The following is a 25,735-nucleotide window of genomic DNA, read 5'->3' as shown; positions in this document are numbered from 1 at the left end:
GCCAATTCGTGCGCTTAAAAAAAATATCTCTCAGTGCACTCAAGCCCATTTCACGACGGCACCCTGTGAATGTTATAATGTAAAAGTCCTTGAGTACCCACTCTCTTTACGCTGATGAAGGTGAAAGCTGGCACCATTATTATATTCTCTCGTCATCCAATGTTTCTGCTTTTGTATTAAGGCGATTTATGAGAGGTGTTTTATTCTTTTCTTCTCGTGTTTTTATCTCCACAATTATTCTGTTTCTTATGGACAAGAAGATGGTTTAGATTGATTGAGTATACCATAGGTGTGAAATGAGAGAATCTGACGGTATTGGGTGATCTCATTTAAGATGAATAACGGTATATTCTCCTTATAAATTCATATGATACTGATTTATCGCTTCATGCTCTTTTTCTTTAAAAACAGTATTATGTGTGAGAATTGTACAATGTGTGATTGACTTTGTGTTTTAGAAATATGAGTTGTTATAGTGGGTTTTCGTTTTTTATTGTTTGTGCGATTTCATTCATAAAAAGGCTTGTATCACCTTTTATGAGGAGCCTGATGTTTTTTGCAATTGCTTGTAAAAGAAGGGGAAGCCATTCTTGATCGGATTTCGTAAAATTTCCCAAAACATGTTGATGAACAAATTCTTTGGAATTAGGGCGTCCAATTCCTAAACGCAGACGATAGTAATCAGTACCACAATGGGCATCAATCGATTTTATACCATTGTGTCCGTTATTTCCTCCACCAATTTTTACACGCACTTTTCCTGGTGCAAGGTCTAATTCGTCATAAATGACAAGTAAATTTTTTAAATCTAATTTATAAAATCGTAAGGCTTCGCCAATGGCTTGACCGGAGAGATTCATGAAAGTTTGAGGCTTTAGAAGAAGAATTTTCTCATCATTTATGAGACCATTGGAAATCTCGGCTTGAAATTTTCTCGACCATGGAGAAAAAGAAAAAGAGTGGTAAATGGCATCAATAGCCATAAAACCGATATTATGGCGGTTCTTTTGATATTGTGAACCAGGATTGCCAAGACCCGCAATAAGCCACATGCGTATGCCTTCAGTATAGTATAAGGAATTTGAGAATTTTAAATAAGGGAAGGCGGGAATTTTCCCGCCTGCTAAAATTTATCAAGTTGTTTCGTTGTTTTCATCATCCTCTTGTTCGGAAGTTTCATCACTGACATCCATACCAGCAGGGGCTGCGATGGTTGCAATGGTAAAGTCTCGATCTTGGATAACGGGTGTAACCCCTTCTGGTAATTTTACTGCTGAAATATGGATAGAATCACCAATAGAGTAGCTTGCGAGATCAATCTCAATCGCTTCAGGGATAGCGTTTGCTGGAGCGGTACATTCAATTTCGTGGCGGACAATATTGAGGACACCTCCCTTTTTAAGACCAGGTGCTGTCTCTTCATTGAGGAAGTGGACAGGAATATTCACTTCGACAACTGATTTCGCTGAAATACGTAAGAAATCAACATGTAAGGGGAAGTCACGCACTGGGTCTAATTGGTAATCTTTTGGTAACACCATAATTTTTTGTTTACCAATAACAATAGTTGCGGTGGTGGTACGAAAACCACCAGCCTGAATTTTATAAAAAATTTCTTTATAGGGAACTGTGATTGCCAAAGGTGGTTGTTTTTCACCATAAATGACAGCAGGAATAAGACCGTTGCGGCGAAGTTCACGGGAGGACCCCTTACCAACCCGCTCGCGTATCTCGGCCTTAAGAGTATAGCTTTTGCTCATAATTTAAGTCCTTTTATATGATTGGAGATTCATCAAAACCAACAACAGTTTTGTATGAATATGAAGATATACGTTGCTAAGCAACGATTGCTCCATCCTGCGTTGCCTCCAAGGGTGTCTACGCAGAAGACTGTTCTATAATTCAAACTGTTTACAGATGCAAGAGTTGTGGGAAAAATCGATGATTTCTATCGTTGGGAAAGAGGAAATGTTACACACATGGTTTGGATGGAGAATAAATATGCGCCGATATATTCAAAATCAAATACTGGAGATGTTATGAAAGTTGATATCGCCTTGGGTGAGATGACAGAATGTCGTGCTTTGCATAAAGCGATGCCCGCATGCGTTGATTTGGAAGAATTATTGGCAACACGTCTTCTTGTGCAAGGTAATTCTGGTTCAGGAAAATCACATCTTCTCCGTCGTCTTCTGGAACAAAGTGCTGCGTGGGTGCAACATTGTGTGATTGATCCAGAAGGTGATTTTGTCACTTTAGCAGATAAATTTGACCATGTTGTTGTTGAGGCTCAACGCAGTGAACGAGAATTGACACGCATTGCCCATCGAATTCGCCAACATCGGGTTTCTGTTGTTTTCAACCTTGAAGGTTTGGATACGGAACAACAAATGCGCGCTGTGGGTGCTTTTCTTGGTGCATTATTTGATGTGGAGCGTGATTATTGGTATCCTATGCTCGTTGTGGTCGATGAAGCGCAATTGTTTGCTCCAGCTGTGGCGGGTGAAGTTTCTGATGAAGCACGTAAGATTTCCCTTGGTGCTATGACCAATCTTATGTGTCGAGGACGCAAACGTGGTCTTGCCGGTGTCATCGCTACCCAGCGTTTGGCTAAACTTGCCAAAAACGTAGCTGCTGAAGCATCAAATTTTTTAATAGGGCGAACTTTTTTAGATATTGATATGGTGCGCGCTGCTGATCTTTTGGGGATGGAGCGTCGTCAAGCGGAAATGTTTAGAGATCTTGAACGAGGGCATTTTGTTGCTTTAGGACCAGCTTTATCACGACGCCCCTTACCGATTGTCATTGGCCCTGTCGAAACATTGGCACGTTCTACTAGCCCTAAATTAATGCCCCTCCCAACGGAGCGGGTTGATGTCAAAGAACTCGTTTTTACGGCTTCTCCGGAGGAAATTTTACTTCCCTTTAAACAATCACGAGAGATGGCACGAGAGCCGGTCAGAGAAAAATCAGTTCATGAGATATTAGAAGAAGTCGCGCATAAAAAACAAGAATCGTTGGAAGAAGAACCAAGCTTATTTTCTGAACTTTCTGCCGTTGATCGTGATATCCAAGCAGAACATGTTATTCGGGAAATTCTTGATGATCCTGAGGCTTTTTATCGTTCAACAGCCGTGCTTTATCAAGATTTCTTGGTTCGTTGCCGGATTCATGGTCATTCAGGACAGCTTTTAAATCTTGCACAATTTCGGCGTAAATTGGCTGTTGCTCAGGCTGATGTTGATGAAGAAACTGCGGTAAGTGAAAACTGGAAACGTATTTTACATCTTTCGGAAAGTTTGGAAGATGATGTTCAAGGTGTTTTTTTGAATGTGGCGCAGGCTGCTTTAAGCGGAAAACCATGCCCATCCGATGCATTTTTGGCACGTCTTTATGGGACACACTCTTTAAGTCGTGCTCGTCGGCTTTTAACCTACTTCGAAGAGCGTGGACTGGTTGTTGTTCATACACATTTTAATGGTCAACGCATTGTCGCTTTTCCTGATCTTGGTATAGAAACAGCACCAGGAGATCCAAAGGGACCAGCTTAACCAAATAAGCTTGAGACAGATTGTTCTGCTGCTGTTCTGGCAATTGCTTCTCCAATAAGGTCGGCAATGGGTAAAACGCGAATATTATGTGCTTTTTCAATTGCTTGCGTTGGCATAATTGAATCTGTAATAACCAATTCTTTCATTTCTGAATCGGTAATGCGTTCAATAGCATTTCCAGAAAGAACACCGTGCGTTATGTAAGCTGTAACACTATTGGCACCATGTTTAAGGAGAGCACTTGCTGCATTGCACAGTGTTCCACCTGAATCAACAATATCATCGAGCAAAAGACAATCTTTTCCAGAGACATCGCCAATGATATTCATAACTTCTGATTCACCAGGACGTTCACGACGTTTATCAACAATAGCAAGCAAACTGTTCAGACGCTTGGCGAGTGCGCGTGCGCGCACTACACCACCAACATCAGGTGAAACAACAATAACATTTTCAAGGGAGTAGTGCATTTTAACATCCCGAGAAATAACCGGAACAGCATAGAGATTATCGGTTGGAATATCAAAAAAACCTTGAATTTGTCCTGCATGAAGATCCAAAGTTAAAACGCGATGCGCTCCTGCTTCAGCAATCAGGTTGGCAACAAGTTTTGCTGAAATAGGTGTGCGTGGTCCAGGTTTACGGTCTTGACGGGCATAACCAAAATAGGGGATTACAGCTGTAATACGACGTGCCGAAGAACGGCGAAGCGCATCAATCATGATGAGCAATTCCATCAAGTGATCGTTAGCAGGATAGGATGTGGATTGCAAAACAAACACATCTTGTCCGCGTACATTTTCATGTAATTCTACGAAAATCTCTTGATCGGCAAAGCGTTTCACAGTTGCCTTGCCTAAGGGAATATTTAAATAATTCGTAACATCCTCAGCAAGGCGTGGGTTAGAATTGCCGCAGAAAAGTTTCATAGTAGAACCTCTAAAGAATCACGGTAGAGATGGTGTTTAACTTCTTGTTACCAGAAGACAAGACAACAATTACAAAAGCATTACAATTTTCTTTATCATTATGAAAGAGCTATGCGTTTGGTTTTTTCTTTTTCCAGAATTTTTGTTACTTTTAAGCAGCATTCTTTTGGGTTATGAGGTGAAAAAGACCTTTTTATTAAGCTTTTTTCTTTCATGTTATAACAAAACGATATCACTCTATGTGATTTCTGATCTATGAATATTTTTTTCCCATCATAAGAAAATCTTGAAAAGAACATGCGTTAAAGCGCTTATATGCTCCAAGTTAAGAGATCATTTTGCGATAAAGTGCCATCCTATAAGAGAAGTTGTTAAAATTTATTGAGAGATAAAAATTATTGTACAATTTTGCTCTTCTTCTTTAAAATCCAAGGATCGTTATCTCTTTTTCAGCATAAGAGCAGAAATTTGCCGTTCATCATCAGGTTCATTGTGGTGTATCGCACGGCGATAGGAAAAAAAGCGTTGTTCATCCTGATAGGTACAAAGCTCTACACAAGAAGCGTGAACTCCTGCTTCTTTTAGTTGATTCATAATGAATGCCCATAGGTTAAAGTGAAAGTGGTTTTCTTTATCTGTTTTCAAAAAATATTTTTGGAATTTATGATGGCAATCAACAAATTGGTGATAAAATTCGCTGGTGACTTCGTAGTTGCAAGGACCGATACAAGGTCCAAGGACTGCTGTTATCGATTGTCTTTTGGCGCCTTGTTCTTCCATCACACAAATGGTTTTTTCTACAATGCCATTGAAGCTTCCTCGCCAGCCAGCATGTGCAGCAGCAATGACACCTGCTTGTGGATCAGCAAAGAGAACTGGTCCACAATCTGCGGTAAGAATACCGATTGCTAGTCCTTGTGTGGTGGTAACAAGAGCATCGGCTTTTGGAACGTCATCAATAAAAGCTTGATTAACCACGACAACATTGCAGGAATGTATTTGATTGAGAGTGACGAAATTTTGCACCTCAACACCAAAATAATCGGTAATCAAAATGCGATTTTGGTCATTATATTCAGGTTGGTTATGTGCTTTTTGTCCAAAATTTTGGCTTTGATAAAGACTTTTTGAAACCCCAGTTTGACGTGTAAAAAAACCATGTTTTATCCCATGCGGATGTAAAGCAGAAAGATCTTTTGCTAGGATAGGAACAGGGATAGAATTCATAAAAGTTCCTTATAGGGGGTGTCTTTTTTTAAGTAGAATGGCGGATAAGATGTCTTTGTCAATAAGCATGATTGCCGGTTATTAAAATTGAGGAGGCAAAGATATGTTTTTATCACAAATATATAAGACTTTAAACAATTTTCCCATTTGATCTGGACCGGCTAATCGTTCGATGTCTTGACGGATTTTATCTTTTTGTGTCGTGCTTTTTCCTGCTCCAAGCTGTTGTGCGCGCTCCAAAAGTCCCATTTTTACAAGAAACTCTCCTTGTTCTAGAATTTCAGTAAAACAGCCTTGTTCAAGAGCTATTTTTTTTAAAAAAGAAAAATCAACATGGGATGTTAAATCATGTTCACCGGGAGATTCAAAGATATTGCGGAATCTATGCTTTGAAACTGCTTGTAATGTATCGCCAAAGGCAAGATCAGAAGCACCATAGTCAATAAGCAAAGCAGAACCTGTTACTTTCCTTAAGTGGTTGCTGATTTGTTGCATTAATTGATGTCGAGAGGGAGCGTGTTCAAAAATTGTTCCGTCAGGGACTTTAGAACAATAGGATTGTAAGCAGGAAGAAGGAAGTTTATGTGGAGAAGCGATAAAGGTAAAGTCTCCTTCTTGATTGACTGTAATAAGGCGTTCTTTCCATATTCCGTTGATTTTAATATATTGATTGATGGGAAGAGTATCGAAGAACTCATTGGCAATTAAAAACAGAGGTTTTGAAGGAATTTGAGAAAAGTTGTTAAGATTGTAGATTTTTTTCTGATAAGAAGAAAGACGTCTTTTTTGTTCCTCGGCAAGCTTTTTACTGATTTCAATAAGAAAAATTTCGGCAGCATTAAAGGCTGTTGTGGATAATTTTTGAATGGTACGTAAAATATCATCCATGAGTGTTCCACGTCCTGGACCCATTTCAGCCAGAATGAAAGGTTGAGGACAGCCATGGGCTTTCCAGCTTGCAAGGGTCCAAATACCTATCATCTCTCCAAATAATTGGCTTATTTCAGGAGCGGTGATAAAGTCACCTGTGCTGCCAAAGGGTTTCTGGGTTTGATAATAGCCAAATTCACAATCAGTAAGCGCTAATGTCATGTACTGACTGACTGTGATTGGCCCATTCTGCGCAATGATTTCTTTAATTTTTTCTTTGAGGCTAATCATTTTCTGTTGGCTTGTGTTTAAAGGCTTGGAGAATGAAATAAAATCCTAAAAAAAACATGGGAAGAGATAAAGCCATACCGTAGGTCAATCCAGTAGAATGGAAAAGAGTAGAAAACCATTCTGGATCTTCTTGAGGAGCACGGTAAATTTCTGAAAAACTGCGTGCTATTGCATAGCCTATAATAAAGACTCCTGCTATCAGTCCGGGGCGCTTTAACGCTTTAAAAGCAAAAATCATAAAGTATAAGATGATGAAAAGAAGAAATCCTTCCATGAAAGCTTCGTAGAGCTGGCTTGGATGACGAGGGAGATAATAGGGATCTAGGGGAAAACAAACAGCCCAAGGTTGTGTGGTAACATTGCCCCATAATTCTTGGTTAATGAAATTGCATATTCTCACAATACCAATACCAATAGGCGCACCTGCAGCAACGATATCAAACATTGCTCGTATGTTGATATTGTTTCTTCGGGCAAACCAGACCATGGCAATGATAATGCCAATCAATCCACCATGAAAGGACATTCCTCCATCCCATACTGCAATGATGGCGCTTGGATGGCTAAAATAATAAATGGGATCCCAGACGAGAACTTGTCCTAAGCGTCCACCAATAACAATGCTGATGGCAGACCAGACAACAAAATCCCCTATTTTTTCTTTATCCATGGGAGGATGATTTGCATACCATAGTGGTTGTCTTTTTAATAATTTTTGCGCATACCACCAAGCAAAAAGAATACCCACTACGTAACCTAGTCCATACCAATGGAGAGATACGGGTCCTAACTGTATAATGACGGGATTAAGAAAAGATGGAAAAGCAATAGCAGGACAAGAAAGAGTGTTCATGAGTTAAGCATTTTACATTATGAAAGAGACATGATGGTGAGGAATGACAGAAGAATGCGGAATGGTCAAGCTAGGAGAGGCTTAGGTTTCCACTGAATTTTAGTGTGAAAACTTTATAATGGAAAAAAGTATAAAAAGGCTTAAAGCAAATCTTCATGGAAAAATAAACTCTATAGGATAAAAGGAACAAATACAGTATCTAAATATTATGAAAATACGCTATAATGGGTGTGTCAGTCAGTTCACTTAAAGGAAAATCTTATGCGTAATGGATCTAATCGCATTCTTGATGAATTAGCAAAACTAGCAACAGATGCAGCGAGTGTTGCACAAGGTATACGACAGGAAGCCGGAACAGCGTTTCGTTCGCAGGCTGAAAAAATCGCCAATCAACTTGATCTTATTCCACGGGAAGAATTTGAGACCTTTAAGGAGATGGTATTGAAACTACATGCCGACAATGCCGATTTAAAAAAACGTCTTGATGCGTTAGAAAAAATAAAGCTACAGAAAAAATAAGAGCATTAGAAAAAATATCCCCAATTTTTCAATGCCATGCGTGGAGCTAAAAAATGCTTAATCTTGAGTCTGTTAGAGGAGAGGTGTTCTTCATTTTTTGATTTGTTTTTCGTAAAAGAACATTTTTTTGAATCAGGGGGGCTAGTACTATAAAATTGTATCAATACACTGGAAGAACTTGATGATTCGTTTTTTATTATCAGGTTACCGCGGGGAACATTATTGTGGTCCGGGGTGTGTGTACTGTCGATTGTTTTTAATGTGTATTTGTTTCGTGTAAAAGTTTTGATTGTAGCAAAATATTGTTACAGTTTGGGTTGTTTATATTCTGTTGACCAATGTTTTAATGTGATTGAGGGTTATGATGAGGCTTGCATTTCGCGCCACAGAAAGGGAAGAGCATCCTGTTGACTTTATTGAACAGATTGCCTGTAAATATGATTGGTCGTTTGAGCGAGATGCTCAAGATGAAATTAGTGTTTGCGTGGAAGGAAAACGGGCAAATTATCGCCTTGCTTTTTCTTGGATGGAAGAGCAGGAGGCACTCCATTTAGCTTGTGCATTTGATCTTTCTATGGAAAATGCGCGAACAGCAGAAATGCACCGCTTATTGCTAGCAATTAATGAAAAATTGTTGCTGGGACATTTTGATTATTGGCAAGGGAATAATTCTGTTATTTATCGACAAGGGCTTCTTCTGGCTGGGGGGGTGCACCCGTCTCATATACAGGTTGAAACATTATTGATCTATGCGCTTAAAGTTTGTGAAAGCCATTATGTTGCATTTCAGATGGTTGCTTGGAGAGGGGAGAGTGCTTGCAAGGCACTGCAATATACTTTGTTTGAAACTGTAGGGAATGCTTAAATCGGCAAGTTTTCGTTAGATTTCCTTATGGACGATTTGTGAGCTATGACTCATAGAGGAATATCAACAGTCGCGCGTAATCCCCCAAGCGGGCTGTCATTTAATTGAATGTTGCCTCCATGGCTGCGCGCTATATCTTGAGCAATAGAAAGGCCAAGGCCCGTTCCACTTGCATCTTGATTGCGTGCTTTATCAAGCCTAAAAAATGGCTTAAAAACTTCTGTACGCATATTTTTACGGATTCCAGGTCCGTCATCGTCGATAGTTAAGATAAAAGATTCTTGTTTAGAGGTGGCTCTTAAATGGACAGTGGTGGCATAACAAAAGGCATTTGACATAAGATTGCTTACAAGGCGTGTGAAGGCACGGGGGCGCACTTGTATGTATGTCGGGCCTTCAATGGTATAGGAAAATTGACGTTTATGAAGATGCGCATCGGCAGAGAATTTTTGCATAAGAGCATTTAAATCAAAGTTTTTAACACTTTCATTTCCTTCGCCACGGGCAAAAGAAAGGTAATCTTCTAACATATTTTGCATGTCACTTACATCTTGCTCAAGGGGTTTCATATCCATGTCAGTATCTGCTAACGCTAGCTGCAGTTTAAAGCGTGTAAGAATGGTTCTTAAATCATGGCTTACTCCTGAGAGCATCATGGTACGTTGTTCAATTTGCCGTTCAATACGCTCACGCATGCGTAAAAAAGCAATACCCGCACGACGAACCTCATCAGCACCTTGTGGTTGAAATCCTTTGGGCAAAGGACGACCACGTCCAAAACTCTCTGCTGCTTCAGCCAATTGTTGAATCGGTCTGATTTGGTTGCGCAGGAAATAAATTGCTATCAGCAATAAAACGAGCGCTGTTCCTACCATCCAGCTTAAAAAAATAGCCGTATTGGAAGCATAAGCTTGGCTGCGTAATGCGAAGACGCGCAAAATATTATGACCAAGATGAATACGGATTTCAACAAGATCAGAATCACCTACGGTATCAATCCAGAAAGGGCGGTTAATTTGGCGTTTAATTTCTTCGCTTAAAAAATAATCAAGAATGGCAAAAAATGGTTTGGGTCCTGAAGGCGGAAGGGGAGATGGGGGTAAAATAGAAATGTTTAATCCCATGCGTTGTTGTGCAATACGCTTGATATCTTCATAGTTATCTTGTTGCGGATAAGTTTCAATAATATCAATAATGGCAGAAATATCATGAACAACAGCCGTTGAAAGACGCTCAGTGACCATTTGCCAATGGCGTTCCATAAAGACATAACCAATTACTGTTTGTAGGAGAACCATAGGAGCAATAATAATGATCAAAGAGCGGGTATAAAGCCGTTTCGGCATCCTCTTTGTTAGCCATTGGATAAGTTTTCTTGAAGATTTGATCATTATGTCTCTATTCAATGGAGAGTTTATAACCTATTCCTCGCACAGTTTGAAGCCATATGGGGGTTGTTGGTTCTTGTTCGATTTTACGACGGAGACGGTTAATTTGTACATCAATAGTACGCTCACTGATAGTGCTGTCCTCCGTTGCAAATTTATGGCGTGGAATTGTATCACCGGCATTTTCGGCAAAAAGGACCATCATTTCTTGTTCCTTGTCTGTTAATTTGATAATTTCTCTCCCTTTTTTGAGTTCTCGCCGTGAAATTGAAAAAATATAAGGTCCAAAAACAACCTGTTCAATTTTGGGTTGAGAAAGAGGAGAGCCACGTCGTAAAATAGCATTAACGCGCAGTAAAAGTTCACGAGGATCAAATGGCTTAGCGAGATAATCATCTGCGCCCGCTTCTAAGCCATCAATACGATTGTCTGTTTCTGATAACGCTGTGAGCATGAGGATGGGAACATCTTTTGTTTGACGCAGTGCGTAGGTAAGATCGATACCGTTTTCACCAGGCATCATAACATCAACAATAAGAAGATCAAAATCTAAGCTTGAAAGTTGCCGTCTTGCTTGCTTAGCATTGGAGGAGACTGAAACACGAAATCCATTTTTAATGAGAAATTGAAATAAAAGATTACGGATACGGGTATCATCATCAATTACAAGAAGGTGAGGTGCATCGTCACATAAAGTTTGAACATGATCACTCATTCTTTAAAAACCTTGACAAAAATTTAGTTTATACAAAGTCTAAGTTTACATAAGTTGCATAAAACTGTCGAGCAGGCTATTTTTTGTAAAGGGAGAGGGAATGCTCCTTATAGACTTAGAAAAATTTTACTTTTGGATAGGATATCATGGGGAAGCTTAGTACATGTATTATTCCGGTTACAGCTTTTCAACAAAATTGCACTTTGCTTTTTGATCATGAAAAAAAAGTGGGTGTTCTCGTTGATCCTGGTGGTGATTGGTTTCGAATTCAAGAAGTGATTAAAAAGAGTGGTGTTATTGTTGAGGCTATTTGGATAACGCATGGTCATTTTGATCATGTCGGAGCTGCTATGCAAGCAAAACAGGCGCTTGATGTTAAAATTATTGGTTCCCATCGTGATGATAAACCTGTGATGGAGAGTGTGAGAGAAAGCGCAAAAAATTATGGTATTGATGACGTATGTATTTGTATTCCTGATCAATGGTTAGAAGATAGCGAATACGTTCATTTTGCTGGACATGTGTTCAAAGTCTTTCATACACCGGGACACTCTCCTGGTCACGTCATTTATTTCAATGAAAAAGAACGCCTTGCTCTACTCGGTGATGTTCTGTTTCGTGGCTCGATTGGGCGTACGGATTTGCCATTCTGCTCTCATGAAAAATTAATGAAATCGCTTCGAGAAAAGGTTTTGCCTTTGGGTGATGGTGTTTGTTTCATTTGCGGCCATGGTCCAGGAAGTCGCATAGGCTATGAACGTCAAAACAATCCTTTTCTTCAAGAAATTTAAGGGATAGATACATCAAAAACCCGCTTTAGAGCGGGCTTTTTCAGTGTTCATTTCATTTTATTGGGTTCATTCAATTCACCGGAGCATAGCAGACATGATCTAGACCATCATATCCTCTAAAAGTTCCTGTTTTAGGATTGAATGAACGGTAATTTTTTGTGCAATATTCAAGCCATTGAGCTTTCGAAGTTTGCTCTAATGGTAGATATTCCACACTTTCCTGTACTTGATAAACCACCTGATTTTGTGGTGGTATTTGATAGATAACTTGAGGCTGCGCTGGTTGTTTCAAAATATTACCCAAAATAGCACCCGCTGCAAGGCCAAGAACACCCGCGGCTAAAGTATCTCCTGAGTTATCGCGATTCACATAAACATTACGATATTTTGTCTTTTCGCGTTCAACATAATGATATGTCTCACGTTCAACGTAACGATGGCTTTTTTCTCTCCTTTTATGATCCACATGATGATATTTCTTAGAATCATAAGAGGGATGATATCTCTTAAGAGTTGAACGAGAGCTATAGTCCTCAGAACGGATTCTAAAGTCGTTAGAAGGGAAACGCGTTTCGGACTTCATTCTTTTCATCGAATGATCCATTTCCTTTCGCATGTTCTCTATTCTTCTTGTGACAGATTCACTATGAAAGGATGCCATATCCGCACGTGTTGTACCCAGTGATATCAAAACAGTTGCCGTTGACATTGCTGATAATACCGCTAGTTTGATTGCTTTTTGCATAGCAACACTCCTTATATAAATTCGCATTTTTTCGTATCTTACACGGACCAAACTGAATAGAACCTGAACAAATTTAGAATTTATTTATTTTTACAAAACGAATAAAAAGCTCTTTAGTTAAAATATATAGCGTGAAATCATAGAATAATATCATGTCAAAAATTTGATTTTAAACATTATACTTTTCTTCGCTTAATTTATTTATAAACGTGGATTAAGAGCACTTTATTTTTACTATGGATGTAAGTTCTACATTGAACAATACTTATTTATATCTTTTGATCTTAGATCGCATCGATAGTATGAGCATAAACAAAGACTCTCATTTTTCTCATTATAGGATTATGAAATGGTGATAAAATATTGCTTTGTTTCTTTGCACTATGGAGCTTTGTCCTTTTTGTTTGCTTTTATAGGGTTGATGATCTTTCGCTATTATGATCGTATAGACAATGTCTGTGGTGTATGAGATACTACAAGATATTGATTGATAACGATAATTTATCGTTTTTCATGTTGAATTATTCCCCGAATATTGTAAGATTCTCTTATCTTATGTTTAATCAATCAAAACTATGTTTCTGCATGCCACCAAGCAGAGCTGTCATGTGGGTAAAAAACTCTAAAAAAGGAGTAAAAATGCTTCTTATGAATCGTCTCAATATCAAGGGCTGTTGCAACATTGGGGGTTGGTAATATAATGATGAGGCCGGATTGCATGCTTCATAAGCGTAAAGATGGTGATGCTCAATGGCTTTCACACTATATCATTTACCGGTGCCGTCGTGAAATGGGCTTGGATGTTTTAAGAAATGTCTCTTTAAAGCAAGTGCGTGAATGTGCAACTGGGTGGCGATCTGTTTTGCATAAGGGTTGTGATCCCATTAAAGAATGTGAGAAACAAAAGTATGAAGCAATGCGTAATCTGCATTATTTAAAAGATTTTGCTTTGTATAGTTTTGGAACTCGTAAAGCTGAACTAAAAGGAAATTGTAAAAATGGTGAGTGGTTTTCATCTTTAAAACTTCATATTTTCTCTAAATTAGGTTGTTTACTGGTTTCAGAGATTACGCAAACTGAGATATATAACGTATGGGGATTTTTTTGATATATGAGAAAAATTCTCTCATTAATTTTTTGTGCTCATTTAGTTTCTGGAAGTATTTTTGGCACATTTTTACAGTTTTAGAGCTTTTGCATAAGCTGTTGGAGAAAGAAAAATTGTGTTAAAAGTTAATCAGTTGAAGTGTTTTTTGGCAAATGCTCTCTCTTATATTTTTTGAGACAAATCGGAGCATTCTTGATGTTTGAGGTTATCTTTTTAAAGATAACGCTCTTTTTTTTGGTCTTTAGTTGTTTTTTCAAAAGAATAAAAGCTTCTTTTTAGTGCTTTGAAACTTTTTGCTGGTTTGCTAGACGTTTTTTTATTTTCGCTTTGTTAGAGGGGAATGAGATTTTCGTTTTCCTTTTCGATTTTCCAAAATACCAGTATCTATCGTTGGTCCCATATGGTTAAGGTCTGGTTTGGAAAAAAGGCTTTGTTGTAGCATGGGTTCGTGGGTAGATTGTTCGCTATGATGTGGTAAGGGATCATTGGCAATCGCTAGTTCGATTTTTTGTAAGTGTTTGATTTCATCACGAAGTCGCGCGGCTTCTTCAAAGTTAAGATCAGCAGCTGCTTCATGCATTGATTTTTCGAGATGTTGAATATGGAGTGCTAAATTGTTGCCAACCATTTTGTTTTTCTCGATGAAATCAGGAATATTTGTCTGAATAGGGTCGTTTCCATCGCCTGAATTGAGAATATCTGCGATATTTTTTTTGATACTGGTCGGTGTGATATGGTGCTCTTTGTTGTGAGCGATTTGTTTTTGTCGACGTCTTTGTGTCTCCTGCAAGGCGCGTTCTATAGAACCGGTGATTGTATCCGCATAGAGGATAACACGGCCATCGACGTTGCGTGCTGCGCGTCCGATGGTTTGTATGAGAGAAGTTTCTGAGCGCAAAAAACCCTCTTTGTCGGCATCTAAAATAGCGACAAAACCACATTCTGGGATATCTAAACCTTCTCGCAATAGATTGATACCGATTAAGACATCAAAAGTGCCAAGCCGAAGATCTCGTAGAATTTCAATACGTTCTAATGTATCAATATCGGAGTGCATATAGCGGACGCGGATACCTTGTTCGTGGAGATATTCCGTTAAATCCTCGGCCATACGCTTGGTGAGGACAGTTACCAGTGTACGGTAGCCTTTTTGGATTGTTTTATGAATTTCATTCATAACATCATCTACTTGATTTTTGGCTTTGCGGACTTCTGTTGGTGGATCAACAAGCCCTGTTGGGCGAATAATTTGTTCCGCAAAAATGCCGTGAGATTGTTCCATTTCCCAGCGACCTGGTGTTGCAGAGACGGCAATCGTTTGCGGACGCATGGCATCCCATTCTTCAAAGCGTAGTGGACGATTGTCCATACAAGAGGGAAGGCGAAAACCATATTCTGCTAAGGTCGCTTTTCTCCGAAAGTCACCTCTGTACATGCCACCAATTTGCGGAATTGTTACATGGCTTTCATCGATAAAAACAAGGGCATTGTTTGGAATATACTCGAACAAGGTTGGTGGTGGTTCACCGGGTTTTCGTCCTGTTAAATAGCGTGAATAATTTTCAATTCCCGCACATGAGCCGGTGGTTTCTAACATTTCTAAATCAAAAATTGTACGTTGTTCCAAACGCTGTGCCTCTAAAAGACGCCCCGCTGCGTTCAATTCATCGAGGCGTTGAATGAGTTCTGTTTTAATTGATTTCATTGCTTGATTGAGTGTTGGGCGTGGTGTTACATAGTGTGAGTTGGCATAAATTTTAATAGATTGAAGAGCACCTGTTTTTTGACCTGTGAGAGGATCAAATTCAGTAATTGTTTCTACTTCATCGCCAAACAGCGAAATACGCCAAGCACGATCTTCGAGGTGGGCAGGGAAGATTTCAATTGTATCTCCTCGAACACGAAAGGAACCACGAATGAAATTGATATCTTGTCGACGGTAATGTTGGGCAACTAAATCGGCCAATAATTGCCGTTGATCAAGCCGATCACCTTTTTCTATTGTAAAGGTCATCGCAGTATAGGTTTCTACCGAACCAATCCCGTAGATACACGATACAGATGCAACAATAATGACGTCATCACGTTCAAGGACAGCACGTGTTGCGGCATGGCGCATACGATCAATTTGTTCATTAATAGAGGATTCTTTTTCAATATAAGTGTCAGAGCGTGCCACATAGGCTTCTGGCTGATAGTAGTCATAATAGGAAACAAAATATTCTACAGCATTGTGGGGAAAAAAGCTTTTAAATTCTCCGTAAAGTTGGGCTGCAAGAGTTTTATTGGGCGCTAAGATCAGGGCCGGACGTTGTGTTTTTTCAATGATTTTGGCCATAGTATAGGTTTTCCCCGATCCGGTAACGCCCAAAAGGACTTGTGTACGTTCACCCTTTTCAATTCCTTCAACCAGAGTTTTAATTGCTTTGGGTTGATCTCCTGCTGGTTCAAAGGACGTTTCGAGTTGAAAGGAAATGCCACCTTCAGATTTTTCAGGACGAACAGGGCGGTGAGGTGTCCATAATACACCATTCTTAAAAAGAGGATTTCCTGAAGCAATGAGTCTGGAAAGAGCCTCAACTGTTGCTGTAACACCATTTTTCATTATTGCTTCCTTTGAGAGAGAAAGGCATATGCTTTTCAGGGAATATTATATTCACCAAGATTTGATCGAGATAACGACAAAGCGTTGTTGAGGGGGGATTCTCGCTTGTTAAATCTTTCATAGAACATTTTCTTCGTTCTCTAAAGCGTTTCTTTTTGCTTTTTTAGCATCATGACAGTTGAGGTTCTTTGTATTGCTTTTGTCATTTATACTATGATGATGTTCACTGCCATTGCTATGGATAGTGAGATTGTCCATATGGCAATTTGTAACAGGAAGTCTTGCATATGTGCGGTAAAGATCATCACCATCTTTAAAGGAGAGATAGCGTGATGATACCCAGCCTGTTTGAGTGTTATATTGTATATGGCACCAGTTTCCTCTACAGGTTTGGACAAAGATCAATGTTCCTGCAGGAATTAAACCACGAAGTGTATGTTGCGTACTTGGTCCCGTTCTAAAATTAAGATTGCTTGTGACAAAAGCACCGATAGCTCCAGAGACACTTGTGTTTAGAAGGAGAGAGCTAAACACAAAAAAAATTACCAAATTTTTCATTTTTCCACAGAAGATTCCTCTCGAGATTTCTCTTCCTTCTCTTTTCATATAAGATCTCTTTTGTTAGACTATGATAAAATAAAAAAAATTACAATTATTTCTTCTATTATAGGATGTTTCGTTGAATATTTTAAATGTCCTCATTATTGAAGTTTGCTCAACAAAATTGTTGAATGCTTTGTTTTCCTTTTTATTTTTATATGGAAAAGAGGGGTGCTGTACTATATAATATATAGAATTGTGGTTTTCGGATTCCAAAAGTGATTTTGGAAGCCGTTTTTTATGTTTTTATTGATCCTTCTATGTAACAGAAAGGGACGCGTTATGAAAAAAGTTCCGATGACTACAGCTGGTTTTGAGAATCTTAAAGAAGAGTTGCGTTGGCGTCAACAAGAGGAACGTCCGCGCATTATTGAAGCGATTTCTGAGGCGCGTGCGCATGGTGATCTATCGGAAAATGCTGAATATCATGCTGCTAAAGAGGCGCAAAGTCATAATGAAGGGCGTATTAACGAGCTTGAAGATTATATTGCTCGGGCAGAAGTTATTAATGTTTCGCGTCTTTCAGGTGACCAAATTAAGTTTGGAGCGACTATTAAACTTTTGGATGAGGATACTGAAGAGAAAAAAATTTACCAAATCGTTGGTGATCAAGAGGCTGATGTAAAAACTGGTAAAATCTCTATTTCTTCACCTATTGCACGTGCTCTCATTGGTAAACGAGAGGGCGATGTGATTGAAGTGATTGCACCGGGGGGAGCACATAATTATGAAATTATTAAGGTTCAGTATATCTAAACGAATATGCGTATGTCTTTAAAAGAGACTGAGATTATTGCTCCTCACTTTAAAAAGCGGTTATCGGGGGTGACATCTACAGTCGTTCAGCTTATTCCATTACAGCGCAAGCAAGGTGTGTGTATATCCACTTTTGGGTTTGGATTACCGAAAGATTTGCCAACTCTTGCTTTTAAAGATCTTTTGGGACTTTGGAAGAGTCCAGAGGGTAAGCCCTTTCGTATTTGGCATGCACGACGCAATATTGAAATGCTTTGTGGAGTCTTGCTGCGCGATGTGTTGCGGATGAAGTTAAAACTCGTCTTTACATCAGCATCTAGGCGCCATCATAAATCTTTTACTAAATGGTTACTGCGTCGTATGGATAAGGTGATTGCAACCAGTGCATGTACGGGATCCTACTTAGAGGTGCCTTATCAGGTGATTATGCATGGAGTGGATGTGAAGCGCTTTTCTCCACCAAAGGCGATTGATGATTACTTTGCTTCATCAGGATTTCCTGGAAAGTATGCCGTGGGGTGTTTTGGGCGTGTGCGTTACTTAAAGGGTGTTGATTTGTTTGTGGATGCAATGATAGCATTATTACCCCGCTATCCTGAATGGACAGCATTTATTGCTGGTCGTACGACAGAACAACATTATAATTTTGAAAAAAAATTGCGACAAAAAATTACTGAAGCCGGTTTGAGTGAACGCATTATTTTTCTTGGTGAGGTGTTGAATACACCCGTGTGGTATCGTCGTTTATCGCTTTATGTGGCACCTTCTCGTATGGAAGGTTTTGGTTTAACGCCATTGGAGGCAATGGCTTCACAAACTGCTGTAGTGACGAGTGATGTTGGAATTTTTAAAGAATTGGTGGTAGAAGGGACCGGAACGGTTGTTCCAGTAGACGATGGAGAAGCTTTAACGACAGCAATTGAATCGTATTTTGCTGATTTGAACAAAACATTAGCAGCAGGGCAAAAGGCTTTAGACCATGTTCGTGCGCATTTTCCTCTGGAAAAAGAGGCGAAAGCAATTGGGAGTCTTTATGAAGAAATTTTTACAGAAAAAGCACTTTAAATATATTAGAAATTTTCTTGAGAGGTAGGGAAAAATGCTCTCTTTAAAAATTTCCGCAAATAAAGATTTTCCGCGAACAATTTAATAATACAAATATTATGTTACAAAATTTAGGCGTATTTTGGGGGATGTTACGACAATAAGCTGTAAGCGTTTTTAAGCATTGTTTTTCAATTTCAGAAAAGATATTAAAATGAAATGATTTGTTCGGGTATTTATTCGTTTATTTATGCCTACTGTAAAGCTTTCTTTTTTCTTACCATTTTTTCAACTTTCTGTTAGTCTTTTTTACATTCTTAATCTCAACAGGTTTAGCTAGGTTTAAAATTTCCATTTTTCTATACCTGACGAAGTATTAAAATGTTTGTTCGTATAATTAATGCGTGCTCATAAATTTTTATAATCTTTTTTATTGATTTGTACCCAATATAGATTGTTATCCACCTGTTTCAGCCCCCTTTCGAATTGAACTAAAAAGGAGTTTTTTGTTTGTTTAAAATGTATTTTCTACATTTTTTGGGTTTGGGTTGTTTTGATAACTTTGAGGATTAAGACTTATCTTTAATATATTGACGATCTATCTGAATTTATGGTGATTTTTACATATTTCAATAACAATATTAAGCCGTAATTTTTACTAGGGACTCTAAAAGAGACTATCATTTCGAAAAAACTTTGAAAACTTTTGCTGTTGGTGCATAGAGTATACGACCGTCATCTCAGTAGAAAAGGATAAGAACTTTATCCTTTTAGGTAATGTAAAAGACAAATAAGAGAGATTTATTGATTATTCTACTCATACACTTTTAAGAATAGAGTGTACTATTCTTTACTATGATGGCTGTACTATCGAAGCTGTTTGTATTGCTCTAGTTGGGTAAGTTGTTGTGCATTTTTAATAATCAAAATTTATGAGAGATGTCTTATAATAAAAAAATATTTTTATGAGCAAACATTGCATTTTCAATGAGAAACCATTTAAGAGGTTATATTCAATCTATTATCCTTTTTGATAAAGAATCTTCATAAAGAAGAATGTTATAACAGTTTATCTGATATGGAGGGTTTTTGCCTGCGCTTTATCATTTTGGTCCATGACAGCCGTTTCCAAGGGTTTGTGTGCTAAAAAGGAGGGTGCGAAATTCCTATTTCGTGTCAAATTTCTATGACGGTATGATTTAAGTGCTTGAAGCTTTTTATAGGTTTCTCAATAAGCAGAATGAGAATTAGGGCTTATAATGTACACTCTTTATCTTATGAATGTCTGATCATTCCAAAATTAAACGCTGTACATTAAAATTGTTCACGCCAAAAAGCGGGGATAAAAAGCACGAATATAGTTATAATTTCAAGACGTCCGGCTAGCATGAGAAAACTCAAAATCCATAGGGCATTATCGTTAATGGTAGAGAAATTACCAGCAGGACCAATAATGTCTCCAAAGCCTGGGCCAACGTTTGAGAGAGCCGTTAAGACACCGGTAAATGCAGATGTAAAATCAAGACCGGTTGTGAGGAGAAATGCTGTGCCGATAACAAGACAGAACATATAAAGAGAAACAAAAAATAAAACTGCTTTGGCAACGTCGCTTGATATATTTGCGTTGTCATAATGGGCTTTTACAACAATATTGGGGGCAATAAGCTTTTCTATATTTGCTTGTGTAAGGCGCCAGAGGATAATTAAACGATTGATTTTCATACCGCCAGAGGTCGAGCCTGCACATCCCCCTGTAAAAGAGATAATGAAAAAAATCCCAAGGGCAAAAGATCCCCAAAGCTGATAATCTTCAGCGCTATATCCAGTGGTGCTTATAATAGATGTGAGGTGGAAAATAACATCAAGGAAAATCCAGTAGAAGGCGCGATGGTCATGAAAATGTAACCATGTTGCTAAAGCAAGGCTAAAGAGGAAAACAATATTGAGAAAAACAATTACTTGTGGATCAATAAAGCGTTTGGAGTGGCCAGGGAGCACGAGTTTAACATAAAGTACGAAAGGCAAGGCAGAGAGTAACATAAAGATTGTTGAAACAATTAAAATAGCGGGTTTATCAGAAAAATATCCAAAAGAAGCATCGTGGGTTGAGAAGCCCGCTGTTGCTACCGTACTCATTGCATGGTTTATAGCATCAAATAAACTCATGCCTGCGGCAAAATAGGAGAGTATACATGCCAATGTTAATCCAATATAAGCTATGATAATTCCATTGGCAATTTGGTTGATGCGAGGCAATATTTTTTCAGATTTATCTGATGATTCCATATGAAAAAGTCGTACGCCTCCAACACGCAGTGAGGGTAAAAGCAATAAAGCTAAACCGATAAAACCAATACCGCCAATCCAACATATAAGTGAGCGCCATAGCAAAATACTTCGCGGGAAATTGTCAAGACCTGTAAGCACTGTAGAACCCGTGGTTGTAATGCCAGAAACAGATTCAAAGATTGCTCCTGCGAGAGAAATTGGAAGAGGAGAGAGATAAAGAGGTAAAGCACCAACAACACTTCCTGTTAGCCAAAGACAAACAGTGAGCATAAACCCTAACCTTGCTGAAAAACGACACGTAGCACCTTTGGTCGCTAACAGAATCAGTGTCGCTAATATGGTGATTATAGCACAAGAGTAGAGAAAGCTTACCCAATTATGGTTTCTATCGTGCAAATCCACAAGAATTGGCAGAAGCATTGCTGCTCCCATGATCAACGCAAAACGCGCACAGATGTTGATAATAAATTGAAAAATGGCCGTTCTCTATTTTTGTATCTATATTGTTGTTATGATTTTATGCTTATAAGAATTTACGTTTTTCTTTTTATAGGGTAAAGATTGATTTCTACATTAAGCATGCCTCGATGAATTGACAATTGAACTTTTCACCAAACCTGAAAAAAGTATGTATATACTATAATTTAGGCTATTGAAAAATGTTTTTTTAAAAGGCTGTATTTCGTTATAATTTATAGAATATTTAAAAAAAGTGAAGGGGATGCTATGGCACAATCGCATATTCGTCTGCTCATACTTGGTTCAGGTCCAGCTGGTTATACGGCAGCGATTTATGCAGCAAGAGCAATGCTTAAACCGGTTGTCGTTACTGGTTTACAACAGGGCGGACAGTTGACGATTACAACGGATGTTGAAAATTATCCAGGTTTTGCCGATCCAATTCAAGGGCCATGGTTGATGGAACAAATGGCAAAACAAGCCGAAAATATGGGAACAGAAATTGTCTATGATAGCATCACAAAGGCTGATTTATTAAAATACCCCTTTATTTTATATGGGGATTCTGGGACACAATATTGTTGTGATGCGCTCATTATTGCAACGGGAGCGAAGGCACGATGGCTTGGTTTGGAAAGCGAACAGACTTTTATGGGTGGTGGTGTGTCTGCTTGTGCTACATGCGATGGTTTTTTTTATCGTGGTAAGGATGTCATTGTTGTGGGAGGAGGAAATACAGCTATTGAAGAAGCCCTTTATTTATCGCATCTGGTGAAGAGTGTAAGCGTGGTTCATCGGCGCAATTATTTCCGAGCAGAGAAAATTTTGCAAGATAGATTGCTTGCTTGTGATAATGTTCGTGTTCTTTGGGATCATGTTGTAGAGGAAATTGTTGGTTTGCCAGCGCAGGATTCAAGAGGAGCCGTTGTCACGGGTGCTCGCCTTAAAAATGTGAAAACCGGTCAAGAAATGAAGGTGAATGCGGAGGGAATATTTATTGCTATTGGGCATGATCCGGCTGTTTCTTTATTTGAAGGACAATTGAAACAAAAACGTGGTGGATACTTATGGACAGTACCAGATTCAACAGCAACAAGCATTGCTGGGGTTTTTGCTGCAGGTGATGTAACAGACGAAGTCTTTCGCCAAGCTATAACAGCGGCGGGAAGAGGATGTATGGCAGCATTGGAGGCAGAACGTTTCTTAGATCTACAAGCATGAAAATTGATTTAAAATAAGAGGTTAAATTGTGACATCACCGTTGGATTGGGATAAATTGAGGGTTTTTCATGCTGCCGCGGAAGCAGGTTCTTTTACTCATGCGGCGCAAAAGCTTCATTTATCACAATCAGCAATTTCACGGCAGGTTTCGGCTCTAGAGCAAGAGGTTGGTGTCTCCTTGTTTCAACGTCATGCACGTGGGTTAATTTTAACAGAACAGGGGGAAATTCTTTATCGTACAACCCATGATGTTTTAATGAAGCTTGAGAGTGCACGCTCACAATTAAGCGAAAGTTGTGAAAAGCCAACAGGGAGTTTACGTATTACATCCACCTTTGGAATGGGGGCGGGATGGCTTGTAGATCGTATGCCAGAATTTCTCAGTCTGTATCCCGATATACAGGTTCAACTCTTGTTTGATGATAAAGAACTTGATTTGACGATGCGTGAGGCAGATTGTGCTGTTCGTTTACATCAGCCCCAACAACCCGATCTTATCCAAAGAAAACTCTTTACAATTCATATGCATGTTTATGCTTCAAAAAATTATATTGAAAATTACGGTAAACCAGAAACACTGTCTGAGCTGGATGCACATCGTATTATTTCATTTGGTGAACCTGTGCCCTCCTATTTATCTGGTTTGAATTGGTTGGAAAAGGCTGGTAGAAGTGATGGTTCTTTGCGTTTTTCAGTGTTGCGAATCAATAATATTATTTCAATCAAGAATGCAATTATGTGTGACCTTGGTATCGCTGTGCTTCCTGATTATATTGTGAATAACGATGAACGACTCGTGCGTCTTTTTCCTGATATGGTTGATATTCCCTCCTTTGATACTTTTTTTTGTTATCCTTATGCTTTAAAGAATTTGGCAAAGTTGAAAGCTTTTCGAGATTATATTTTTTTAAAAGCGCGTCAGTGGTCTTTTTAATGATATCATATTTTAAGCTATGTGTTTATTGCATAGCTGATGCGCTAAAGTCTTTATTGTGTTTTTTCTGATAAAATGACATAGAGTATTATCTCTTGATTATGTTGCCTCCCATTGCATTTTCTTGAGTGTTCCCTTATGAAAGTCTACTAGATTGATTTTATCTCTGGAGATTTTCCAAATTTGCCGGACGTTTGTCCGGCTTTTTTTTAGCTTTTGAAATAAGCTTTTAAAAATATGAATATCTTAGAAGATGGTAGAAAAATTTTTCATAAATTTTATGAGTGTCTAACAATTTGGGGCACATAATATGTGAGAAGCTTTGGATTACAATGATCATTGCAAAATAAAAAAGTTTGATTAAAGGGTATCGTTTTTATAAAGGGCTCATTTTTAGCTTCATAAATTGAGTTAAATAGTGTGAATCTTATGAGTATATAAAAACTTTTTAGTAATGGAGATAACTATAATATCCCAAAAGAATTGTTTCTTCGTTGTAGAGTTAAAATAGCCAACAGTATAAGCTTCAATATGGGAAAAAGATATCTCAAATATCATTCTTAAAATGACGTGTAATCCCTCTTTTCAAGTAAAGCATTTCAGCTTTTTCTTTTGTTTTTTGCTTGTATCGTCATGCATTTTTACTGTTATATGTGTTTTACAAAGTTTGTTCATGCATAATTTAACAGTTAAAAACCGTCCAAAGAAATTGATGTGCGGTAAAGATATGACTAGTGGAGTAACACGCTAAGTTTTTAAAGCAAACTATTACAAAAACGTTGGATACGTAAGCAAGCCTCTTCAAGTAACTTTTCCGATGTTGCATAAGAAATGCGAAAAGCTGGTCCTAGTCCAAAAGCAGAACCATGAACAACAGCAATTGATTCTGCTTCTAGAAGTGCTATGACAAAGTCTTCATCATGGGAAATGATTTTACCTTCCGGTGTTTTTTTGCCAATGAGTTCTGCACAGGAAGGATAAACATAAAAGGCGCCTTCTGGTGTTGGACAGTGAATGCCAGGCGCTTGGTTTAACATGGAAACGACGAGATCACGCCGTGCTTGGAAAGTCGTTTTATTTTGAGCGATAAAATCTTGTGGACCAGTAAGAGCTTCGACAGCAGCCCATTGTGAGATAGAGCTTGTGCCGGATGTTTGCTGACCTTGAATGGTATCCATGGCTTTAATCAATTCCTGCGGTCCCCCCGCATAACCGATTCGCCAACCTGTCATGGCATAGGCTTTAGAAACACCGTTCATGGTAAGTGTGCGGTCATAAAGCTTTGGTTCTACTTCTGCTGGAGTAACGAAGGTGAAGCCTTCATATGTTAGATGTTCATAGATGTCATCGGTGAGGATATAAACATGGGGATATTCTAGCAAAACATCTGTTAGTTTTTTTAATTCGTCGTATGTATAAGCGGCACCTGATGGATTTGAAGGAGAATTAAAAATAAACCATTTGGTTTTAGGTGTGATGGCAGCTTCTAGATCTTGCGGTTGAAGTTTATAAGAAAACGCGGCTTTGGTTTCTACAAAGACAGGTGTACCATCATTGAGTGTGACCATTTCCGGATAACTCACCCAATAAGGAGATGGAATGATAACTTCGTCTCCTTTATTTAAAGTTGCCATAAAGGCATTGAAGAGGATTTGTTTACCACCGGTACCAACGATAATTTGCTCTGGTTGATAGTTAAGATTATTTTCTCTTTTAAACTTGGTTGCAATTGCTTGGCGTAATTCTGGAATTCCCGATATGGGAGTATATTTTGTTTCTCCCCGTCGAATAGCTTCAATGGCAGCATTTTTGATATTGTTTGGTGTATCAAAATCAGGTTCTCCAGCGCTTAAAGCAATAACATCACGCCCTAGTGCTTTCAAATTGCGTGCTTTTTGGGAAACAGCAATTGTTGCAGAAGGTTTGATATGGGAAAGTCTCTCGGCGATAAAAGCCATAATTTTCGTCCTTAGAT

Annotated in this window: 20 protein-coding genes and 2 pseudogenes; 9 read left to right on the top strand and 13 right to left on the bottom strand. The window is 38.6% G+C overall.

Annotated features, from left to right (window positions below; genetic code table 11):
* Positions 1–470 precede the first annotated feature (470 nt).
* Together pth and LNM86_RS08900 are read right to left on the bottom strand one after the other, a co-directional pair.
* A complete protein-coding gene (gene pth / locus LNM86_RS08905; RefSeq protein ID WP_241437398.1) occupies positions 471–1,052 on the bottom strand; it encodes an aminoacyl-tRNA hydrolase in 582 nt (193 codons plus the stop codon).
* 81 nt (positions 1,053–1,133) lie between these two features.
* Positions 1,134–1,760, bottom strand: coding sequence for a 50S ribosomal protein L25/general stress protein Ctc (locus LNM86_RS08900; RefSeq protein WP_241437397.1), 627 nt, complete (start codon positions 1,758–1,760; stop codon positions 1,134–1,136).
* Between the two features lie 279 nt (positions 1,761–2,039).
* Between LNM86_RS08900 and LNM86_RS08895 the strand changes: the two genes are divergently transcribed.
* Entirely contained in the window at positions 2,040–3,551 is a 1,512-nt protein-coding gene (locus LNM86_RS08895) for a helicase HerA domain-containing protein (RefSeq protein ID WP_241437396.1), read from the top strand.
* Here the strand turns inward: LNM86_RS08895 and LNM86_RS08890 are convergent.
* The 4 genes from LNM86_RS08890 to lgt form a co-directional block, all read right to left on the bottom strand.
* The gene (locus LNM86_RS08890; RefSeq protein ID WP_241437395.1) at positions 3,548–4,480 is read right to left on the bottom strand and encodes a ribose-phosphate pyrophosphokinase; all 933 of its coding nucleotides are present in this window, start codon (positions 4,478–4,480) and stop codon (positions 3,548–3,550) included. The genes LNM86_RS08895 and LNM86_RS08890 overlap by 4 nt on opposite strands.
* Positions 4,481–4,918: 438 nt before the next feature.
* The gene (pgeF, locus tag LNM86_RS08885) at positions 4,919–5,707 is read right to left on the bottom strand and encodes a peptidoglycan editing factor PgeF (protein WP_241437394.1); all 789 of its coding nucleotides are present in this window, start codon (positions 5,705–5,707) and stop codon (positions 4,919–4,921) included.
* 81 nt (positions 5,708–5,788) lie between these two features.
* The gene (locus LNM86_RS08880) at positions 5,789–6,868 is read right to left on the bottom strand and encodes a class I SAM-dependent methyltransferase (RefSeq protein ID WP_241437393.1); all 1,080 of its coding nucleotides are present in this window, start codon (positions 6,866–6,868) and stop codon (positions 5,789–5,791) included.
* A complete protein-coding gene (gene lgt, locus LNM86_RS08875; protein WP_241437392.1) occupies positions 6,861–7,721 on the bottom strand; it encodes a prolipoprotein diacylglyceryl transferase in 861 nt (286 codons plus the stop codon). The genes LNM86_RS08880 and lgt overlap by 8 nt, the downstream gene beginning before the upstream one ends.
* Before the next feature lie 261 nt (positions 7,722–7,982).
* Here lgt and LNM86_RS08870 point away from each other — a divergent pair, with 261 nt between their 5' ends.
* Positions 7,983–8,240 carry an accessory factor UbiK family protein gene (locus LNM86_RS08870; protein ID WP_241437391.1) on the top strand — a complete coding sequence of 86 codons (258 nt, stop codon included), beginning with the start codon at positions 7,983–7,985 and terminating at the stop codon, positions 8,238–8,240.
* Positions 8,241–8,604: 364 nt separating this feature from the next.
* Entirely contained in the window at positions 8,605–9,105 is a 501-nt protein-coding gene (locus LNM86_RS08865; RefSeq protein ID WP_241438971.1) for a type III secretion system chaperone family protein, read from the top strand.
* Between the two features lie 50 nt (positions 9,106–9,155).
* Here the strand turns inward: LNM86_RS08865 and LNM86_RS08860 are convergent, their stop codons facing one another.
* Together LNM86_RS08860 and LNM86_RS08855 are read right to left on the bottom strand one after the other, a co-directional pair.
* Positions 9,156–10,496 carry an ATP-binding protein gene (locus LNM86_RS08860; RefSeq protein ID WP_241437390.1) on the bottom strand — a complete coding sequence of 447 codons (1,341 nt, stop codon included), beginning with the start codon at positions 10,494–10,496 and terminating at the stop codon, positions 9,156–9,158.
* A 7-nt stretch (positions 10,497–10,503) separates the two neighbouring features.
* Positions 10,504–11,208, bottom strand: coding sequence for a response regulator (locus tag LNM86_RS08855; protein WP_241437389.1), 705 nt, complete (start codon positions 11,206–11,208; stop codon positions 10,504–10,506).
* Positions 11,209–11,354: 146 nt separating this feature from the next.
* On the opposite strand from LNM86_RS08855, the gene LNM86_RS08850 reads away from it, so the two are divergent.
* Complete coding sequence (locus LNM86_RS08850) at positions 11,355–11,999, top strand: MBL fold metallo-hydrolase (protein ID WP_241437388.1); 645 nt, start codon at positions 11,355–11,357, stop codon at positions 11,997–11,999.
* Positions 12,000–12,069: 70 nt separating this feature from the next.
* Here LNM86_RS08850 and LNM86_RS08845 read toward each other — a convergent pair whose 3' ends face one another.
* Complete coding sequence (locus LNM86_RS08845) at positions 12,070–12,744, bottom strand: BA14K family protein (RefSeq protein ID WP_241437387.1); 675 nt, start codon at positions 12,742–12,744, stop codon at positions 12,070–12,072.
* 639 nt (positions 12,745–13,383) lie between these two features.
* On the opposite strand from LNM86_RS08845, the pseudogene LNM86_RS08840 reads away from it, so the two are divergent.
* A pseudogene (locus tag LNM86_RS08840) lies at positions 13,384–13,834 on the top strand (integrase); the annotation flags it as partial.
* Positions 13,835–14,168: 334 nt separating this feature from the next.
* On the opposite strand, the gene uvrB reads toward LNM86_RS08840, so the two are convergent.
* On the bottom strand, positions 14,169–16,457 hold the full coding sequence (gene uvrB / locus LNM86_RS08835) for an excinuclease ABC subunit UvrB (RefSeq protein ID WP_241437386.1): 2,289 nt from the start codon (positions 16,455–16,457) through the stop codon (positions 14,169–14,171).
* Positions 16,458–16,721: 264 nt separating this feature from the next.
* Positions 16,722–17,015 (bottom strand): annotated as a pseudogene (locus LNM86_RS08830) (SH3 domain-containing protein); the annotation flags it as partial.
* Between the two features lie 324 nt (positions 17,016–17,339).
* Between LNM86_RS08830 and greA the strand changes: the two are divergent.
* Complete coding sequence (gene greA / locus LNM86_RS08825) at positions 17,340–17,813, top strand: transcription elongation factor GreA (RefSeq protein WP_241437385.1); 474 nt, start codon at positions 17,340–17,342, stop codon at positions 17,811–17,813.
* 6 nt (positions 17,814–17,819) lie between these two features.
* Positions 17,820–18,878 (top strand): glycosyltransferase family 4 protein, encoded by a 1,059-nt coding sequence (locus LNM86_RS08820; RefSeq protein WP_241437384.1) that lies wholly within the window; start codon positions 17,820–17,822, stop codon positions 18,876–18,878.
* Positions 18,879–20,171: 1,293 nt separating this feature from the next.
* Here LNM86_RS08820 and LNM86_RS08815 read toward each other — a convergent pair.
* Positions 20,172–21,566 carry a TrkH family potassium uptake protein gene (locus LNM86_RS08815; protein WP_241437383.1) on the bottom strand — a complete coding sequence of 465 codons (1,395 nt, stop codon included), beginning with the start codon at positions 21,564–21,566 and terminating at the stop codon, positions 20,172–20,174.
* 306 nt (positions 21,567–21,872) lie between these two features.
* On the opposite strand from LNM86_RS08815, the gene trxB reads away from it, so the two are divergent.
* Both trxB and LNM86_RS08805 read left to right on the top strand, forming a co-directional pair.
* Positions 21,873–22,826: a thioredoxin-disulfide reductase gene (gene trxB / locus LNM86_RS08810; protein WP_241437382.1), complete on the top strand. Its 954-nt coding sequence runs from the start codon at positions 21,873–21,875 to the stop codon at positions 22,824–22,826.
* A 28-nt stretch (positions 22,827–22,854) separates the two neighbouring features.
* Complete coding sequence (locus LNM86_RS08805; protein ID WP_241437381.1) at positions 22,855–23,760, top strand: LysR family transcriptional regulator; 906 nt, start codon at positions 22,855–22,857, stop codon at positions 23,758–23,760.
* Positions 23,761–24,515: 755 nt separating this feature from the next.
* Here LNM86_RS08805 and LNM86_RS08800 read toward each other — a convergent pair.
* The gene (locus LNM86_RS08800; RefSeq protein WP_241437380.1) at positions 24,516–25,718 is read right to left on the bottom strand and encodes a pyridoxal phosphate-dependent aminotransferase; all 1,203 of its coding nucleotides are present in this window, start codon (positions 25,716–25,718) and stop codon (positions 24,516–24,518) included.
* Positions 25,719–25,735 lie beyond the last annotated feature (17 nt).

It is taken from the genome of Bartonella machadoae (genome assembly GCF_022559585.1).
Lineage (GTDB): Bacteria > Pseudomonadota > Alphaproteobacteria > Rhizobiales > Rhizobiaceae > Bartonella > Bartonella machadoae.
The sequence above is the reverse complement of the archived record's forward strand: the minus strand, read 5'-3'. Positions and strand labels throughout refer to the sequence as shown.